This window comes from Pseudomonas sp. LBUM1674, assembly GCF_059695635.1.
Map to the genome: position 1 here is coordinate 240,909 of NZ_CP166779.1, position 17,819 is coordinate 258,727.

Annotated in this window: 18 protein-coding genes; 6 read left to right on the plus strand and 12 right to left on the minus strand. The window is 59.1% G+C overall.

Features of this window, described 5'->3' with window-relative positions; genetic code table 11:
* Positions 1 to 75 precede the first annotated feature (75 nt).
* From rimK to rimA, 3 genes are read right to left on the minus strand one after another with little or no spacing between them, the layout of a single operon-like run.
* Complete coding sequence (gene rimK / locus ACA067_RS01115) at positions 76 to 981, minus strand: 30S ribosomal protein S6--L-glutamate ligase (RefSeq protein WP_128873839.1); 906 nt, start codon at positions 979 to 981, stop codon at positions 76 to 78.
* Positions 978 to 1,457, minus strand: a complete 480-nt coding sequence (rimB, locus tag ACA067_RS01120; RefSeq protein ID WP_497460261.1) for a retropepsin-like aspartic endopeptidase RimB — start codon at positions 1,455 to 1,457, stop codon at positions 978 to 980. The genes rimK and rimB overlap by 4 nt, the downstream gene beginning before the upstream one ends.
* Positions 1,454 to 2,254, minus strand: coding sequence for a S6 modification regulatory phosphodiesterase RimA (gene rimA, locus ACA067_RS01125; RefSeq protein WP_497462708.1), 801 nt, complete (start codon positions 2,252 to 2,254; stop codon positions 1,454 to 1,456). The genes rimB and rimA overlap by 4 nt, the downstream gene beginning before the upstream one ends.
* A gap of 116 nt (positions 2,255 to 2,370) precedes the next feature.
* Between rimA and ACA067_RS01130 the strand changes: the two genes are divergently transcribed.
* The 3 genes from ACA067_RS01130 to ACA067_RS01140 all read left to right on the plus strand — a co-directional run bounded on the left by ACA067_RS01130 (position 2,371) and on the right by ACA067_RS01140 (position 5,595).
* Positions 2,371 to 2,778 (plus strand): RNA-binding S4 domain-containing protein, encoded by a 408-nt coding sequence (locus ACA067_RS01130; RefSeq protein ID WP_497460262.1) that lies wholly within the window; start codon positions 2,371 to 2,373, stop codon positions 2,776 to 2,778.
* A 191-nt stretch (positions 2,779 to 2,969) separates the two neighbouring features.
* Entirely contained in the window at positions 2,970 to 3,872 is a 903-nt protein-coding gene (hslO, locus tag ACA067_RS01135; protein ID WP_150786656.1) for an Hsp33 family molecular chaperone HslO, read from the plus strand.
* Between the two features lie 181 nt (positions 3,873 to 4,053).
* Positions 4,054 to 5,595 carry a phosphoenolpyruvate carboxykinase gene (locus ACA067_RS01140; protein WP_497460263.1) on the plus strand — a complete coding sequence of 514 codons (1,542 nt, stop codon included), beginning with the start codon at positions 4,054 to 4,056 and terminating at the stop codon, positions 5,593 to 5,595.
* A gap of 81 nt (positions 5,596 to 5,676) precedes the next feature.
* Here ACA067_RS01140 and ACA067_RS01145 read toward each other — a convergent pair whose 3' ends face one another.
* The 4 genes from ACA067_RS01145 to ACA067_RS01160 form a co-directional block, all read right to left on the minus strand.
* Complete coding sequence (locus ACA067_RS01145) at positions 5,677 to 6,171, minus strand: helix-turn-helix domain-containing protein (protein WP_497460264.1); 495 nt, start codon at positions 6,169 to 6,171, stop codon at positions 5,677 to 5,679.
* 248 nt (positions 6,172 to 6,419) lie between these two features.
* The gene (locus ACA067_RS01150) at positions 6,420 to 6,716 is read right to left on the minus strand and encodes a hypothetical protein (protein ID WP_497460265.1); all 297 of its coding nucleotides are present in this window, start codon (positions 6,714 to 6,716) and stop codon (positions 6,420 to 6,422) included.
* Between the two features lie 229 nt (positions 6,717 to 6,945).
* Positions 6,946 to 7,278, minus strand: coding sequence for a hypothetical protein (locus tag ACA067_RS01155; protein ID WP_497460266.1), 333 nt, complete (start codon positions 7,276 to 7,278; stop codon positions 6,946 to 6,948).
* Positions 7,279 to 7,551: 273 nt separating this feature from the next.
* Positions 7,552 to 8,625 (minus strand): S8 family peptidase, encoded by a 1,074-nt coding sequence (locus ACA067_RS01160; RefSeq protein ID WP_497460267.1) that lies wholly within the window; start codon positions 8,623 to 8,625, stop codon positions 7,552 to 7,554.
* Positions 8,626 to 8,892: 267 nt separating this feature from the next.
* On the opposite strand from ACA067_RS01160, the gene ACA067_RS01165 reads away from it, so the two are divergent.
* Together ACA067_RS01165 and ACA067_RS01170 are read left to right on the plus strand one after the other, a co-directional pair.
* A complete protein-coding gene (locus ACA067_RS01165) occupies positions 8,893 to 10,821 on the plus strand; it encodes a RecQ family ATP-dependent DNA helicase (protein ID WP_497460268.1) in 1,929 nt (642 codons plus the stop codon).
* A gap of 47 nt (positions 10,822 to 10,868) precedes the next feature.
* Complete coding sequence (locus tag ACA067_RS01170) at positions 10,869 to 11,300, plus strand: acyl-CoA thioesterase (protein ID WP_064675402.1); 432 nt, start codon at positions 10,869 to 10,871, stop codon at positions 11,298 to 11,300.
* Positions 11,301 to 11,366: 66 nt separating this feature from the next.
* On the opposite strand, the gene ACA067_RS01175 is transcribed toward ACA067_RS01170, so the two are convergent.
* From ACA067_RS01175 to ACA067_RS01190, 4 genes are all read right to left on the minus strand, one after another.
* Positions 11,367 to 11,846, minus strand: coding sequence for a glycine zipper domain-containing protein (locus ACA067_RS01175; protein WP_497439526.1), 480 nt, complete (start codon positions 11,844 to 11,846; stop codon positions 11,367 to 11,369).
* A gap of 353 nt (positions 11,847 to 12,199) precedes the next feature.
* Positions 12,200 to 14,548, minus strand: a complete 2,349-nt coding sequence (locus tag ACA067_RS01180; protein WP_497460269.1) for an FdhF/YdeP family oxidoreductase — start codon at positions 14,546 to 14,548, stop codon at positions 12,200 to 12,202.
* Positions 14,545 to 15,399, minus strand: coding sequence for a formate dehydrogenase accessory sulfurtransferase FdhD (fdhD, locus tag ACA067_RS01185; protein WP_497460270.1), 855 nt, complete (start codon positions 15,397 to 15,399; stop codon positions 14,545 to 14,547). The genes ACA067_RS01180 and fdhD overlap by 4 nt, the downstream gene beginning before the upstream one ends.
* Before the next feature lie 92 nt (positions 15,400 to 15,491).
* On the minus strand, positions 15,492 to 16,379 hold the full coding sequence (locus tag ACA067_RS01190) for a LysR family transcriptional regulator (RefSeq protein WP_497460271.1): 888 nt from the start codon (positions 16,377 to 16,379) through the stop codon (positions 15,492 to 15,494).
* Positions 16,380 to 16,505: 126 nt separating this feature from the next.
* Between ACA067_RS01190 and lysM the strand changes: the two genes are divergently transcribed.
* The gene (gene lysM / locus ACA067_RS01195) at positions 16,506 to 16,955 is read left to right on the plus strand and encodes a peptidoglycan-binding protein LysM (RefSeq protein ID WP_497460272.1); all 450 of its coding nucleotides are present in this window, start codon (positions 16,506 to 16,508) and stop codon (positions 16,953 to 16,955) included.
* 126 nt (positions 16,956 to 17,081) lie between these two features.
* On the opposite strand, the gene yrfG is transcribed toward lysM, so the two are convergent.
* Positions 17,082 to 17,744: a GMP/IMP nucleotidase gene (gene yrfG, locus ACA067_RS01200; RefSeq protein ID WP_497460273.1), complete on the minus strand. Its 663-nt coding sequence runs from the start codon at positions 17,742 to 17,744 to the stop codon at positions 17,082 to 17,084.
* Positions 17,745 to 17,819: the final 75 nt, after the last annotated feature.

The window sequence follows — 17,819 nt, forward strand, 5'->3', positions numbered from 1 at the left end:
TCCGCGTTCGGCTCTAGAGGGGGGCGGAGCGTCCCGGGCTGCATTCCCACGCAGAGCGTGGGAACGATCAGTGTGTTAACCCTTGCCTTTGGTGCGCGTCATATTCGGCCCACCATTCTTCTCAAGGTGCTCGATGATGATCCCCGCCACGTTTTTGCTGGTGGTGGTTTCAATCCCTTCAAGCCCAGGCGACGAGTTTACTTCCATCACCAACGGCCCGTGATTGGAGCGCAGGATATCCACCCCCGCCACCGCCAACCCCATGACCTTCGCCGCGCGCAACGCCGTCATGCGTTCTTCCGGTGTGATCTTGATCAGGCTGGCGCTGCCGCCGCGATGCAGGTTGGAGCGAAACTCTCCAGGCTTCGCCTGGCGTTTCATCGCCGCAATCACCTTGTCGCCGACCACGAAGCAGCGAATATCCGCGCCGCCGGCTTCCTTGATGTACTCCTGAACCATGATGTTCTGCTTGAGGCCCATGAACGCCTCGATCACCGACTCCGCCGCGGTCGCGGTTTCGCACAGCACCACGCCGATGCCCTGGGTGCCTTCCAGCACCTTGATCACCAGCGGCGCGCCGTTGACCATCGCGATCAAATCGGGAATGTCGTCCGGGGAGTGGGCAAAACCGGTGACCGGCAAACCGATCCCGCGGCGCGACAGCAATTGCAGTGAACGCAGTTTGTCCCGCGAGCGGGCGATGGCCACCGATTCATTGAGCGGAAACACGCCCATCATTTCGAACTGGCGCAACACCGCGCAGCCATAAAACGTTACCGACGCACCAATCCGCGGAATCACCGCGTCGAAACCTTCCAGCGGCTTGCCGCGGTAGTGAATCTGCGGCTTGTGGCTGGCAATGTTCATGTAGGCGCGCAGGGTGTCGATCACCACCATTTCATGGCCACGCTCGGTCCCGGCTTCAACCAGACGACGAGTGGAATACAGACGCGGGTTTCGCGACAGCACAGCGATCTTCATGCAACACCTGTGGAGGAGGTAGATACCGGGAACACCGGCTTGTCTTGTATGTATTTAATGCCCGGATTGACCACCAGCTGGCCGTCGATCAGGGCTTTGGAACCGAGTAACAGGCGATACCGCATGGACTTGCGGCAGGCGAGCGTGAACTCGACCCGCCAGACCCGATCACCGAGGGCCAGAGTGGTGCTGACCACGTATCGCATTTGCGCGTGGCCGTTGGAGCTTTTGATGGTTTTCCTCGTCACCAGCGGGGCTTCGCAGCGCCGGTGACGCAGTTGCACCACCGTGCCCAAGTGGGCAGTAAAGCGCACCCACTGTTCCCCGTCGCGCTCGAATGGCTCGATGTCGGTGGCGTGCAGGCTGGAGGTGCTGGCGCCGGTGTCGATTTTTGCCCGCAGGCCTGCGACTCCCAAATCCGGGAGCGCCACCCACTCGCGCAGACCGACAACGGTCAAATGGTCAAATGTCTTCAATAGGAAAAAACCGGCGATTGACGCGTCCAGGCGCCAGGTGAGACCTGGGCCAACGCTTTGAATGCGGGCCTGGCGAACCAGTAACCCTGCATCAGAAATATTCCACAGTCCGCCAGGAAATCCCGTTCTCCAGCGCTTTCAATGCCTTCGGCAATGACTGTAACGTCCAACTCCGCACAGATTGTGACAATCCCTCTCACGATAGCCTGACGAACACGATCGCGGTCGACATCGCGGATCAGTGCCATGTCGAGTTTGATCAGGTCCGGTTGGAAATCAGCAAGCAGATTGAGCCCCGAGTAGCCCGCGCCGAAATCGTCGATGGCGGTCTTGAAGCCGAATTCGCGGTATTCACGCAGAATATTAGTCAAATGGCGATAGTTATCTACGTGCTGGCTTTCCAGGGTTTCGAAAATCAGCCGCTCTATGGGGAAATTGTGGTTTTTTGCCGCCTCCAGGGTGCTGCGAATACACAGCTCTGGACGGTAGACGGCGTTGGGCATGAAGTTGATCGACAAGTGTGTCTGCATATTTAGATTTGCCGCGCCTTCAATGGCTCGGGTCCGGCAAAGCTGGTCGAAGCGGTAGCGGTTGTCGTCTGTGATCTGGTCGAGCACCGACAGCGCACCCTCTCCGGCAACGCCTCGTACCAATGCTTCATGGGCGAAAATGGACTGGTCGCGCAAATCGACGATCGGTTGATAGGCGAAGGCAAAGTCGAAGCCCAGTGGCTCGCTCTGTTGGCAACCCTGGCAACCGACCTTGGGCGAGGTCAATGAAGACGCAAATATAGTCACTCGATCACTCCATGCCGTTGAACCGGCCTTGATCACATTCTATCTGGAGGGCCGAGTTCTTGCGCCCGACAGAAACGGTAGTACAGTTCCGACTATGGGCTGAAAGAGGAATTCAAGTGACACAAAAACAGGAAGAGGACGACAAGGTCCGTCTCGATAAATGGTTGTGGGCCGCGCGTTTTTATAAAACACGTGCCTTGGCCAAGTCGGCGATTGAAAGCGGCAAGGTGCATTGCCGGGGCGAACGCTGCAAACCGGGCAAGGAACCGCGGATCGGTGACGAGTTTCAGATTCGCCAAGGCTTCGAGGAACGCACGGTGGTCGTCCAGGCGTTATCGATTGTGCGCCGTGGCGCGCCGCAGGCTCAGGCGCTCTATGCTGAAACCGAAGCCAGCATCGCCAAGCGCGAAGCGGCGGCGGCCATGCGCAAGGCCGGTTCGCTGGGCGTGAGTACCGATGGCAAGCCCAGCAAGAAACAGCGACGGGATTTGTTCAAGTTTCGCGGCAGTAGTAACGACGAGTAGTCCTGTTGATTCTGTGTCGGCCGGGCGAAATTGCACGAAGCCTGACCGGCGCAGGTTTCACCTTGCTTGGAACAAACCGCGGATTGTTCATAAAATGCCTGTCTTGGCTGAATGTTGCGCACCACATGGGTGCAACAGACGCAATTTCACTGCTTGTAACCCTATCGCCATTACTTCAGATACCCAGACCTATGACCGACCTGACGGATACCGACTACACCCAACGCTTCATCTTCGATGACAGCGACACCCGCGGCGAGCTGGTTACGTTGGAGCGAAGCTATGCCGAAGTCCTTGCCAAACATCCCTATCCGGAGCCGGTCGCACAACTGCTCGGCGAACTGATGGCGGCAGCGTCGCTGCTGGTCGGCACTTTGAAGTTCGACGGTTTGCTGATTCTTCAGGCCCGTTCCGATGGCCCGGTGCCGCTGCTGATGATCGAATGTTCCAGCGAACGTGAGATCCGCGGACTGGCCCGTTATGAGGCCGACAGGATCGCCCCAGACGCGACCCTCGCCGACCTGATGCCCAACGGCGTATTGGCGCTGACCGTCGATCCGGCCCAGGGCCAGCGTTACCAGGGCATCGTCGATCTCGATGGTGAAACCCTGTCGGACTGTTTCACTAATTACTTTGTCATGTCGCAGCAGGTGAATACGCGTTTCTGGCTGTACGCCGATGGCCGTCGTGCCCGCGGCCTGTTGCTGCAGCAATTACCCGCCGACCGTCTGAAAGATGAAGAAGAACGCGCCGCCAGCTGGCAGCACATCACCGCGCTGGCCAGCACCCTGACCGCCGATGAATTGCTTGGTCTAGACAACGAAACCGTACTTCATCGCCTCTACCACGAAGAGCAAGTCCGTCTGTTCGATGTGCAAAAACTGCGCTTCCGTTGCAGCTGCTCGCGCGAACGATCTGCCAATGCCCTGGTCAGTTTGGGACTTGAAGATGCGCAGGCACTGGTTATCGAACACGGTGGCAACATCGAGATCGACTGCCAGTTCTGCAACGAGCGCTACCTGTTTGACGCCGCCGATATCGTTCAATTATTCGCCGGTGCAGGCGTCGAGACGCCGTCAGATACCCGTCACTAAAACGGTTCAGCGCAGGTAAATTCACTGGTTAGTGCCGGATTAACGCCGTAACGACGGGAGGGCCCTACTATTTTTGGGCTTTTCTGGCATAATCCGGCCCACTTTTTTCGCGGTAGTAGTGCACGACTTTCTACTACAAAACGTTTGGAGCACACTCGGCCAATGGCCGACGGGGAACCTCATGACGCAAGCCAATAACGCCGTGTACACCGATCTGAGTGTTGACGATCTGGTTAAAGAAGCCCTCAATCGCGGTGAAGGCGAGCTTGCCGATACCGGCGCGCTGGTTGTTCGCACCGGTCACCGTACCGGCCGCTCGCCAGTCGATCGTTTCATCGTTGAAGAACCGACCACTCAGGACGCTATCGCCTGGGGCCCGATCAACCGCAAGTTCCCGGCCGACAAGTTCGATGCCCTGTGGGCTCGCGTCGAGGCGTTCAACAACGCGCAAGAGCATTTCGTTTCCCATGTGCATGTAGGTGCGTCGGAAGATCACTACCTCGCCGTGAAGATGACCACCCAGACTGCCTGGCAGAACCTGTTCGGTCGTTGCCTGTTCATCAATCCGGCCCAGTACAACCCGGCTGGCCGTGACGAGTGGCAGGTGCTCAACGTTGCCAACTTCGAATGCGTTCCAGAACGTGACGGCACCAACTCCGACGGTTGCGTGATCCTCAACTTCGCACAGAAGAAAGTGCTGATCGCCGGCATGCGTTACGCCGGTGAAATGAAGAAAGCCATGTTCTCGGTGCAGAACTTCCTGCTGCCGGCCGCCGACGTGCTACCGATGCACTGCGCCGCCAACATCGGCGAAGCGGGCGACGTGACTCTGTTCTTCGGTCTGTCCGGCACCGGCAAGACCACCCTGTCCGCCGATGAAAGCCGTTACCTGATCGGTGACGACGAGCACGGCTGGGGTGAAGGCGTTGTCTTCAACATCGAAGGCGGCTGCTACGCCAAGTGCATCGACCTGTCCGAGAAGAACGAGCCGGTCATCTGGAAAGCCATCAAGCACGGCGCAGTCCTGGAAAACGTCGTTATCGATGACGCCAAGCACGCCGATTACGCTGATGTCAGCCTGACTCAGAACAGCCGCGCCGCCTACCCGCTGGAGCATGTTGCCAAGCGTTCCGAGAAAAACCTCGGTGGCGAGCCAAACGCCGTGATCTTCCTGACCTGCGACCTGACCGGCGTCCTGCCGCCAGTGTCGATCCTCAGCGAAGAACAAGCGGCCTACCACTTCCTGTCCGGCTACACCGCGCTGGTGGGCTCGACCGAAATGGGTTCCGGCAGCGGCATCAAATCGACCTTCTCCACCTGCTTTGGCGCACCGTTCTTCCCGCGTCCGGCCGGCGAATACGCAGAGCTGCTGATCAAGCGCATCCGCGGCTTCGGCTCCAAGGTCTACCTGGTCAATACCGGCTGGACCGGCGGCGGCTACGGCGTGGGCAAACGCTTCAACATCCCGACCACTCGCGGCGTGATCGCAGCGATCCAGAGCGGCGCGTTGATCGGTGCTGAAACCGAACACCTCGACACCATCAACCTCGACGTGCCACTGGCTGTACCGGGCGTTGAGACCGGCCTGTTGAACCCACGTAACACCTGGGCCGACAAGGCTGCTTACGATGAATCCGCCAAGGCATTGGCTGGGTTGTTTATTGAGAACTTCAAGAAGTTTGATGTGAGCGACGCGATCAAGGCTGCTGGGCCGAAGTTGTAAGGGTTGGATTGATGTAATGAGAAAGCCGCCTTCAGGGGCGGCTTTTTTGTGGGCGATGGAAGGGCATACACGAGATCAGGGTCATTGATTACCCGTACTAGGCTTAGTGTTTTTCTTGGTTAACAAATTGGATAAAGAGTGAGTGTTCCAAGGGAAATCAGCAGCAATGTCCGATTTGGAGGTGGGACTTTCAAATGCTCCCGTTTCCCTGTCGCGAACAGGTGACGACACCTTCACTGGAGTAACGCTGCGTGCTCGTTGGCGTTTACTGGCTCCGAGGTTTGCTCTTGAGGTTAATTGTGCGTCTTGCAGTTGGCGCCCCAGCTCATCCACCGCGGCGAGCTTGCTCAAGTCTTTTTCCAAGCCCAGCACCTGCATCACTGACACATAAGCTCCCACTGTCACACCTGACCCGCCTGACTCTAGAGAGCGCAGTGTTGTCAGTGCCATGCCAGCTCTTTCGGCAACCTGCTTGGCTGTCAGCTTACGGCGTAGCCGTGCGAGTTTGAGTCGCTCGCCAAACTCAGAGAGCAGCTTGGCTGCTGCTGGCAGAAGCGGCGCTGTTTTCTTAGCCATGTGCCATTATTCCTTCATTTTTAAGCCAGAACAGCCAGAATAATGGCACTTATGTGTTCGATTAGGCGCTTTCCAAGGCCTGCGTATCCCACCATCGCTGACACTCAGCCCTTACGAATTCGCCCATCTGTTGCACGCTTTCCATCAGCTCATCAAAAAACCTGCTCATGGTTGTCTCCGGTGTTCAATGACGGTTTCACCACTTTTGATCGTTCCCACGCAGAGCGTGGGAGCGATCTCCAGCCGAATTAGACTGGGGCTTTCCAGTTCAGCATGCGTTGTTGGGCGACTTTAAGCAGGTCGCAGCCGTCCTGGGTCAGGAGGTAGAGCGCGTGGGTGATGTGAGGGATGTCTTCGACGTCGCCTTGCTCGAAGCATTGGCAGTGAAGGGTTCGGAGCAGTTCGCTGGAGGCTCTGATCCGCTGGAGGGCAGCTTCCAGGATGTCTTGGGGGTTGGCTTGTGTGTCGATGATCAGGGGCGGGGAATCGGTGAGGTTGGTTTGGAGTGGGCGGTAGCGATCTACGAACGGATTTAATGTGGTCACTGAGGGACACCTCTATCTAAGTGGAAAATTGTGCGTCTCTTTTTCGAGTGACCAAGCTCGAGTCGCTGATTTGGCAACGACTGTCCGACTATAGAAGCGAGCTCCCCGGCTGCGATAGAAGACAAGGCATTTTCAGTTGTAGGACCGGGATGAAGCTTTCATAGGGCGTTGCCTACAGGTTTATTCAGCGCGGAATTTCTTGCGATTGATTGGCATCAGGCGCACCGCGTTATCGTTTATCGCGAGCAGGCTCGCTCCCACAGGGACATCGACCGGCGGTGGTTTTGGGCAAGCGTTGGCGGGCAACTTCAAGCAGGTCGTGCCCGTCCTGGGTCAGCAGGTACAGCGCGCTGACGATGTTGGGAATATCACTCGCGTCCGCCTGTTTGAAGCACAGGCAATACAGTGTTTCGAGCAGGTCGCTGGCGGCGCGGATGCGTTGGCGGGCGGCGTCGAGGATTTCGTGAGGGTCGGCTTCGGTGTCGATGACCAGCACGGGGGTGTCGCTGTAGCTTGTTCTGAGTGGGCGGTAACGGTCTGTGAGCGGATCGGGGTTGTTCATCGAGGTCAGTCCTGTGGGAAGTCGGGCAGTCTCGCCGGCAGGCCGACACACTGTTTCCGGCCTCGCCGGAAACTATAGAAGGGGGAAGCTCTATGGGACAAGATGGCTGCGATGGACAGGTTTTGTAGGGGGTTTACCAGCCCTTTGGGATTCGGCCTACAGGTTTGCGCGGTTTTTTACAGCAGCTTCCCTGGAGGTAAAAAATCCTACGGGTTTGTCAGGCCGAGCGCGACACCCCTCGGTACGGCGCGCGCCAGAATGTGTACGACTTTTCTAAAGTGTCTGGTCGTGATGGCTGGCCGGAGGCTGGCGCGAGGCCGCTTCAAGGTCCATCAATCCTCTACCGTACGCTTCACTGTTGGCATAGATGCCAGTCCGGTTCGCCGTTGCCAGCAGGCGTTCGCGGACTTGCTGAGCAGTAAGCTCGGGATAGCGGCTGTGCAATGCCGCCAAGGCACCGCTGACCAGCGCAGCAGCAGGTGAGGTGCCTGCGGTCTGTACGTATGTCCCGTCCTTGCTGGTGGTCAGCAGGCCTTGCCCTGCGCCGGAATCGCCACCCGGTACGGCGATGCACCAGGCTGCCGCCACGCCGCAGTAGTTGGACTTGGCGTTGATGCCGCTGCCATCGCTTTTCAATGCCACCACGGCGATCCAGCCCTTTTCCAACTCGGGCAGGGCGAGTGGCAAGCCGGGTTCGGCCAGGGGTTCACGTTTCAGTTCGTTGCCGGTTGGGAACACAAATACCGCGCCGTTCTGGACCAGTTTTCGCGCGGTCACCAACGACTCTGGCATGACCTGGTTGTAGCGTGCCTCGTTGATCTCGGTCGCCGGGATGGCATTGGCCCACGAGTTGTTGAGAATGCGCGCGCCCTTGTCGAAACCGGCTTGCCAGGATTGTGCAATCTCACTGTCAAAGAAAAATGGCTCGTTGTCGTCGCCGAAACGAAAGGGAATCAGTTGTGCATTGAACGCAACACCGTGCATGCCATGGCCATCCTTGTTGGCCGCAAGAATGCCGGCCATCTGGGTGCCGTGACCGATTCGGTCGAGGGTGCCGACCTTGTTCTCGACATAATCGAAGCCCGGATCACGGATTCTTCCCTGAAACGCCGGCAGGCCGCTGTTCAGGCCTGAGTCGACCAGGGCTACGGCCACCCCTTGGCCGGTGCCGCCACGGGCATAAAGGGTTGAAGCGTGAATGACTGCCAGGCCCTTCTGGGCTCGATACTCCGGTGTTTCGAACCGGGTCGGATCGGTGGCGGGTTGAGCAGGGTTTGCGAGGCAGCCACTTAACAGCAATGGCAGTGCCAGCGCAGGGGCGAGTGAAAAGCCGGATAGTTGAAGCATGGTCGTTCCTTGATGGATATCCGCGCGCATCGGATGTCCTGCCGTGATGAAGTGTCGCGCAGAGTGGTTTATTCGAAGGTGAACCTTACCGGTGGAATTGGGCGCACGGGATGGGGGCAAAGTGCCCCGATTGTTTCGACCTATGGCGAAGGTTGACCCGATGGACGCTGTATCATCCCGTATCGTTTTTGCCCCAGACCTTTTCTCGACTCGCTGCGATCGCCGGCTAGGCTTTTGGCATCGCAGCAGTCAACGGAGTGACAGCTTATGCACAACACCCTGGAACAGGTTTTTGGTTATCCACAGTTTCGGCCCGGCCAGGAAGCGGCGGTCAGCGCGGTGTTGGCCGGGCGCTCGGCGGCGGCGATTTTTCCGACGGGCTCCGGCAAGTCTCTTTGCTACCAATTGCCAGCCTTGTTGCTGCCGCACCTGACGTTGGTGGTCTCGCCGTTGCTGGCGCTGATGCAGGATCAATTGGCCTTCCTGCAACGCCACGGCATCGCGGCGGGCAGTATCGATTCGGCCCAGAGCCGCGAGGATGCCAACGATGTGATGGCCCGGGCGAAGTCCGGCGAGCTGAAGATTTTAATGATTTCCGTGGAACGCCTGAAAAACGAACGTTTCCGTAATTTCCTGCAGCAGGTGCCGATCTCGCTGCTGGTGGTGGACGAGGCCCACTGTATTTCCGAGTGGGGCCACAACTTTCGCCCCGACTATCTCAAGCTTCCCGACTATCAGCGCCAGTTCAACATCCCTCAGGCGCTGCTGCTGACCGCCACTGCAACGCCCAAGGTGATCGCCGATATGGAAGCGAAATTCGCCATCGCCCCGGACGATGTGGTGACCACCGGCTTCTATCGATCCAATCTCAATCTGTTGGTGGAGCCGGTGCGCGGGCAGGACAAGCGCCGGCGTCTTGTCGAGTGGATGAGCCAACGTCCCGGCCAGCCGAGCATTGTCTACGTCACCCTGCAGAAAACGGCCGAGCACATCGCCGAACACCTGGGCCGCAACGGCATTCAGGCCGAGGCCTACCACGCCGGTCTGCCACACGAGCAACGGGAAGCGATACAAAAACGATTCATGGGCGGACAGTCCAATTGCATCGTCGCCACCATCGCCTTCGGCATGGGCATCGACAAGAGCGACATCCGCAACGTGGTGCATTTCGACCTGCCCAAATCCATCGAAAACTACAGCCAGGAAATCGGCCGCGCCGGGCGCGACGGACAGCCGTCCGACTGCCTGGTATTGGCCAACCGCGACAGCCTCAACGTGCTGGAAAATTTCGTCTACGGCGATACGCCGGAACTGGACGGCATCCGCTGCGTGCTGGATGAGTTGCAAGCCGCCACGCCCGAGGGTCAGTGGGAGTTTCTGCTGGGGCCGTTGGCGGATCAGAGCAACATTCGCCAGTTGCCGCTCAAGACCTTGCTGGTGCAGTTGGAGCTGCGCGCAATCATCGCACCGCGTTACGCCTATTACGCCGAATACCGCTTCAAGTATCTGCAGGAGCCCGAGTTCTTGCTGGCTCGTTTCGAGGGCGAGCGCAGGGATTTCGTCGCGGCGATCATCCAGACCTCCACTCGTGCGCGAAGCTGGGCTACGGTGAATTTCGATGCGCTGTACCAGCAGTATCAAGCCGAGCGCAATCGAGTGGTCAAGGCGCTGGATTATTTCCAGGAGAAGGGTTGGGTAGAGCTTGAAAGCAAGCAGATGACCGATGTCTACAGCCTGCTGCAAACGGATTTCGACAGCGAGGCCCTGAGCGCCGAGCTGCACGCTTGTTTCACCCAGCATGAACGCACGGAAATCGCGCGGATTCACGCCATGCTCGAGCTGTTCGCCACCGACCATTGCCTGGGTTATCGCCTGGCGGCGTACTTCGGTGACGAAAATGCGCCGCGGCAATGCGGGCATTGTTCGGTGTGTCACGGGCAGGTGGCTCGACTGCCGGCACCACCAGAGCTACCGGCGCTTGTGGATAAAAACTTCGAGGCGTTGTGCGGCAACTTTATCCACAGGCATGAGCAGTACACCGGCAGCGTGCCATCGGCCGAGCGTGTGACGCGGTTTTTGTGCGGGATCAGCGTACCGCTGTTTACCAAGCTCAAGGCGCGGTCTATTTCGGGTTTTGCGGTGCTGGAGGATTATCCATACGCCGATGTGCGGGAATGGGCCGAGATGCACCTCTGACCTGTTTTCGCCTTAAACTCGCAATCCAACTCCAGGAACCGACACCGATGTCCACCCCGATGCCCCAACGCACCGACTATCTCCACTTCCAACCCATCACCACCCGCTGGCATGACAACGATGCCTATGGCCACATCAACAACGTCACCTACTACAGCTTCTTCGACACGGCGGTGAATACCTATCTGATCGAAGTCGGCGGCCTGGATATCCATGACGGCGAAGTCGTGGGTTTTGTCGTGAGTTCGGCTTGCGATTACTTTGCCTCCATCGCCTTCCCTGACCGGATCGAGATCGGTTTGCGGGTGGGCAAGCTGGGCAACAGTTCGGTTCAGTATGAGCTGGCTGTGTTCAAGGCCGGGGAGGCGGAGGCGTGTGCGGCGGGGCGTTTTGTTCATGTGTTCGTGGATCGGACATCGAATCTTCCGGTGGCGATTCCTGCCGCGTTGCGCGGGTCGCTGGAGCAGTTGGTGGTTTGACGGGCAAAAAAAATCGCAGCCATCGGGCTGCGATTTTTTATCTGCCTGTCTGAAGCCATGCAGGCCTCAGTGACGGCGATACTTCTTGTGATGATGCTTGCGATGGCCGTAGTGATTACCACGATCATGGTGGTCGCCACGGTAGCGACGATCACCACGGCTGCGACGATCATCATCGTCGTCATCGCTCTTGTTGCCCATGTAGTTACCCAGCGCGCCACCGGCGCCGCCACCTGCTGCGGAGCCGATCAGGCTGCCGGTGGTGCCGCCCATGCTACGGCCGACCACGTTACCGCCTGCTGCGCCCAACGCACCGCCGATGGCGGCTTCGCCACGGCTGCGTTTGTCTGCGCCAACTGCGCTACCACCCGCGCCGCCCAGGGCCGCGCCAATGGTGGAACCTGTACTGCCGCCTAACGACTGACCGACGACCGAGCCCAAAACCCCGCCCAATGCGCCGCCCACACCTGCTTCGGTGGTGCCGCCGGCAGAAGCGAAGCCACTGACCAGGCCAAGGGACAACAAGAGAATCGAGGAGAACTTCATAGAGAAACCTCAAGGGGATGACGACGCGATCCTGAGGCTGTGTCATGGTTGTTACAATAGAAATCCGACGAGTAACACGACTTCAACACATTTCTATAAGTTACTGTTTTTTAGGCGGAACTTAACTGTTTTTCGCCGGTCTTTAGTTACTTCGGAATGGCCGTTTTTGTGAAAAAAGGCCTTTTTTGTGGGCGATGAATAAGTATTGGCTGCGAAAGGTTAGTTGAATGATCTACCGCTTTCGCGAGCAAGCTCGCTCCCACAATTAACCTATGTCGTACACGGAATTTGTGTTCGCCAAAATCAAATGTGGGAGCGAGCTTGCTCGCGAATAGGCCGGCTCAGGCGCCGCGTTAAGCTGACCTGGCCATGATGAGCCCAGTCTCACTCGCTGCTTCCAACCGGATCGCCACAAACTTCGACGTCGGCGTATGGCTGCCATCCCCGATGCTTTCCAGCGGTACCAGCGGATTGACCTCCGGATAGTAAGCCGCCGCTTGCCCGGCAGGGATATCAAACGCCAGCAGTGTGAAGCCTTTCACCCGGCGCTCGCGGCCATCATCCCAGATCGAAACAATGTCCGCCTTCTGCCCTGGCTTGAACCCCAGGCGGATGATGTCGGCCTCGTTCACGAACAAGACGTCCCGCTGACCTTTGACCCCGCGATAACGGTCATTGAGGCCATAAATGGTGGTGTTGTACTGATCGTGGGAACGCATTGACTGCATGATCAGGTCCGGCAACACCCCAGTGGCACGCGTGCGTTCGTGCACCAGATCCTTGGGCAGGACATTCGGGCGGAAATTCGCCCGCCCGGATGGCGTATTCCAGCGACGGGCAGCGGCGCTGTTGCCCAGGTAGAAACCGCCTGGAGTGCGGATCTTCTCGTTAAAATCGCGAAAGCCTGGAATGGTGTCGGCGATCAGGTCGCGGATACGGCTGTAATCGGCCACCAGCCAGTGCCAGTCCACCGGTTTGCTGCCCAGGGTCGCGGCAGCGATACCCGCGATGATCGCCGGCTCCGAGCGCATCTGGTTCGACAGCGGCTGCAACTGACCGTTTGAGGAGTGGACCATGCTGAACGAGTCTTCCACGGTCACCGCTTGCGGGCCTTCGGTCTGGATGTCGATGTCGGTGCGGCCCAGGCACGGCAGGATCAGCGCGTCTTTACCGTGAGCCAGATGGCTGCGATTGAGCTTGGTGCTGATCTGTACGGTCAGGTCGCAATTGGCCAGGGCTTGGAAGGTGCGGGTGCTGTCCGGTGTGGCTTGGGCGAAGTTGCCGCCCAGGCCGATAAACACTTTCGCACGGCCATCGGCCATGGCGTGGATCGCCTCGACCACGTTGTGGCCGTTTTCCCGCGGCACCTTGAACTGGAAGCGACGCTCCAGCGAGTCGAGGAACGCCACCGGCGGACATTCGTTGATGCCCATGGTCCGGTCGCCCTGCACGTTACTGTGGCCACGCACCGGGCACAGGCCAGCGCCCGGCCGGCCGATGTTGCCGCGCAGCAGCATCAGGTTGGCAATTTCCTGGATGGTCGCCACCGAATGGCGATGCTGGGTGATGCCCATGGCCCAGCACATGATCACGTTCTTGCCCTTGGCGTACATGCGAGCGGCTTGCTCGATCTCCACCAGCGTCAGGCCGGACTGCTCGACGATTTGCGCCCAGGAGGTGTCGTCGATGACACCGAGGTATTCCAGCACGTTGACGCTGTGCTCATTGAGAAAATCGTGGTCAAACACCGCAGGCTCGCCTGCCTTCTGTGCATCGCGCTCCCATTGCAGCAGGAATTTCGCCATGCCGCGCAGGATCGCCATGTCGCCGCCCAGCGCCGGGCGGAAGTAGGCGGTGTTGGTTGGCTTGTCGCCGTTGGTGAGCATTTCGATCGGGTGCTGCGGGTGCTGAAAACGCTCCAGTCCCCGCTCTTTCAATGGGTTGATGCAGACCACTTGAGCGCCGCGTTTCACTGCTTCGCGCAAAGGTTCGAGCATCCGCGGATGGTTGGTGCCCGGGTTCTGGCCCCATACAAAAATCGCATCGGCGTGTTCGAAGTCGTTGAAGGTCACGGTGCCTTTGCCGACGCCGACACTTTGCGCCAACGCCACACCGCTGGCCTCGTGGCACATGTTCGAGCAGTCGGGGAAATTGTTGGTGCCGTAGGCGCGCACGAACAGCTGATACAAGTACGCCGCTTCGTTGCTGGCTCGGCCCGAGGTGTAGAACTCGGCCTGATCCGGGCTCGACAGCCCTTGCAAGTGTTTACCGATCAGCGCGAACGCCGCTTCCCAGCTGATCGGCTTGTAGCGATCGGTCTCGGCGTCGTAGCTCATCGGCTCGGTCAGACGGCCCTGATATTCCAGCCAATAGTCGCTCTGTTCCAGCAACGAACTGACGCTGTGTTTCGCGAAGAACGCTCCATCGACACGCCGTTTGGTCGCTTCCCAGTTCACCGCTTTGGCGCCGTTCTCGCAGAACATCACCAGGCCCTTTTCCGGAGAATCCCCCCACGCGCAACCGGGGCAATCGAAGCCGCCGTTCTGGTTGGTCTTGAGCATTATGCGAAGGTTTTTCAGCGCGTTGTCGCTGGTCAACCAGGCCTGGGCCACGCTGATCAGTGCGCCCCAGCCACCGGCCGGGCCTTTGTAGGGCTTATAGCGGGGGACGGGTTTCTGGTCGGCTTGACGATGTTGACTCACGCGTGATTCTCCAATGCCGGGCTGTAGACCCGCGGCGCACTTTTTTGCGGCAGGTGGATGAGGTTGAGGTTATGGCGGCGGGCCCATTGCACGGCAAGGCCCGTGGGCGACGACAGGCTGACCAGGGTCTGGATACCTGCGCGCAATACTTTCTGGATCAATTCAAGGCTGCAACGGCTGGTGACAATCGCCAGGCCGCCGGCAGTCGGGATTTTCTGCCGAATCAGCCCGCCGATCAGCTTGTCGAGGGCGTTGTGCCGGCCGATGTCTTCACGGCCCAGCAGCAATTCGCCCTTGGCGTCCATGAACACCGCCGCATGCACCGCGCCGCTGTACTGGCCGAGGGGCTGGAACGCGCCGATGCGCTGGCGCAGACCGTCGAGCCATTCCACAGGCGGCAGTGGTGCGCCGGGCAAGACTCTGAGGTCGGGTAACGCCTGCTCGACCGCTTCCACACCGCAGAGCCCGCAACCGCTGGTGCCCGCCAGTTGCCGACGCTGCTGCTTGAGGTTCCAGAAGGCTCGATTGGCGATAGTTACTTGCGCGTACTGCGCCGAACCCGAGCCGCTGAGTTGCAAGTCGTAGATGTCGCAGACGTCTTCAATGATGCCGCTGCCGAGGCTGAAGCCGACGATGAAGTCCTCGAGATCCGACGGCGTCACCAGCATCACTGCCTGGCTGATGCCGTTATAGGCAATCGCCAGCGCGACTTCCTCGGCCAGCGCGGTGCTGTCCGATTCGACGCTTTGCGTTTCGGATTGGCGAAGGTTGCTGTAACTGTAAGTCTGGCTGGCAGCGGGCGCGGGCGTTTCGAGGGCAGGCGCCGCGCATACAGGGCGCTTGGCGTTCATGGCATCACCGACGGTTTGATCAGCTTTAAGCCTATGCGCGTCAACTTGTCGCGTCTAATCGCTATTACTGATCTACCGATAGATGCCGTCGATCAAGAGCCTATCGGCGATTTTTGAAAGATTGCGAAACAGGCCTCTGCCAATGCCGAGCGAGGCGCGCTGCGACGCATGATCAGCCCCAATTTGCCGAGGGTCTGCGCGTTTTCGATAGGTTGCAGGCGCAGATGATCAGTGAGATTTTCCAGGCCGCCATCCAGCGGCATCACGGCGCAGCACAGGCCCCCGTGCACCGCTTGTATCAGTTGATGCACGGCGTCGGTCTGCAACAAGGGCTGCGGGGTCAGGCCGCGGCTGTGGAAGTTATGGTCGATGGACTGGCGAAAATGCATGCCGCTGGTGAGCATGCCCAGTGGCAATTCGATCAACGATTCCCAGCTCAGCGCGGCCTCGCCGAAATTGTAGAAGCGTTGATCGTAGAGCAGGCCCATGCGGGTTTCGCTGAACGCCAGTGAATCGAAGCGCTCACCGTCCAGGCGTTCCAGGTATGAGACGCCGATGTCCAGGCGATTGTTCGCCAGTTGCTCGAGGATCTGTTCGGAACTCAGGGACGAAAGTTCGAAGCGCAGGTTCGGGTGATCGGCGTGTAGCCGTTGCATCAGCGGCAGCGGATCGAAGCTTGACAGCGGCACGACGCCCAGGCGCAGGGTACCGACCAGGTTGCCGCGACAGGCGGCGGCTTCGGCCTGCAAACCATCGCAGGCGGCCAGTACGGTGCGTGCCCAGGCCAGCACTCGCTCGCCCGGTGCGGTGAAGCCTTCGAAGCGCTGGCCACGATTGACCAAGGGCAACTCGAGTTCTTCTTCGAGGCTGCGCAGGCGCATGGACAGGGTCGGCTGGGTGATGTGGCAGCGGGCGGCGGCCTGGCCGAAATGTCGGGTTTCGTCGAGGGCGATGAGGAATTTCAGCTGCTTGATGTCCATCTTCGCTCCAGGGCGCGGTGAAGCCCCCGATTCTAGCAAGCGGCGTCATTGGTCGGGTGGCAATCGCGGTCTGCCGGCGTGGTCTAATCTTTTGCCTCTGGACCCCACTCCCAAGGAGAGAACACGATGAGCCTTTTCAGCTTTTTGAAAGATGCCGGTGAAAAAATCCTCGATGCGCTGACGCCGGACAAGGCCGAGGCCAACAGCGAGAAACTGACCCAGCATGTGAAGGATGCACTGACGGGAATCGACACGTCTAAAATTCAGGTGAAAGTCGACGGCGATAAAATCATTGCCACCGGCGAAGCCGCCAGTCAGGAAGAGAAGGAAAAAATCCTTCTGGCACTGGGTAATGTGGCCGGTATCAGCGGTGTGGATGACCAGATCACGGTGACTGGACCTGTGGCCACGCCGGCGAAGTTTGTCACGGTCGAGAAAGGCGACACGCTCAGTGCCATTTCCAAGCGTGTGTATGGCGATCCGAACAAATATCAAAAGATCTTCGAGGCCAACAAGCCGATGCTCAAGGATCCGAACAAAATTTATCCAGGGCAGTCGTTGCGGATTCCCGATTAACCTTCAGACCGAGTCGCCTGCATCGCGGGCAAGCCACGCTCCCACAGGATCTGTGTCGTTCGCATCCTTCGTGAACGACACAATACCTGTGGGAGCGTGGCTTGCCCGCGATGCAGGCGACCCGGTCTAAAGCCCTGCAATGAGCTCCCGATAATCCCCAACCGCCGCAAACTCCCCCGTGTCCTTCGGCCCCTTGCGGCTGTCCGGCTCACTCACCGCCAACAGATGCGCCACACCAAAATTGCGCGCACTGCGCAGGATCGGCAAGGTGTCGTCGATAAACAGGCTGCGCGCCGGATCAAAACCGATGTCCGCCTGCAAGGCATCCCAGAACTGCGGGTTTTCCTTGGCGAAGCCGTAATCGTGAGAGCTGATCAACCGCTCGAAATACGGCGCCAGTTCGATTCTTTCCAGCTTCAGTGACAGTGAATCGCGGTGGGCATTAGTGATCAGCACCACGCGTTTGCCGGCCTGTTTGATCGCCGCCAGGAACGTGTCCGCATCCGGGCGCAGGGCGATCAGGTGAGCGGTTTCCAGTTTCAGCTCGCGCACCGACAGCTTCAGCTCGGCGCTCCAGAAGTCCAGGCAGTACCACTGCAACTGGCCGGCATGGCGTTCGAACAGTGGCTGCAATTCCATCTCGGCCATGGCCCTGCTTACCCCGTGCAACTCGGCGTAACGCTGGGGCAGGTGCTCCAGCCAGAAATGGTTGTCGAAGTGCAGGTCCAGCAGCGTACCGTCCATGTCCAGCAGAACGGTGTCGATGTCGTGCCAGGGCAGCAGGGACATAAAAAACTTCTCCAGCGGTAAAAAAGATATCCGGGGTAAACAATCAGGATAGGCCGGGTATAGTAACCCGCTATC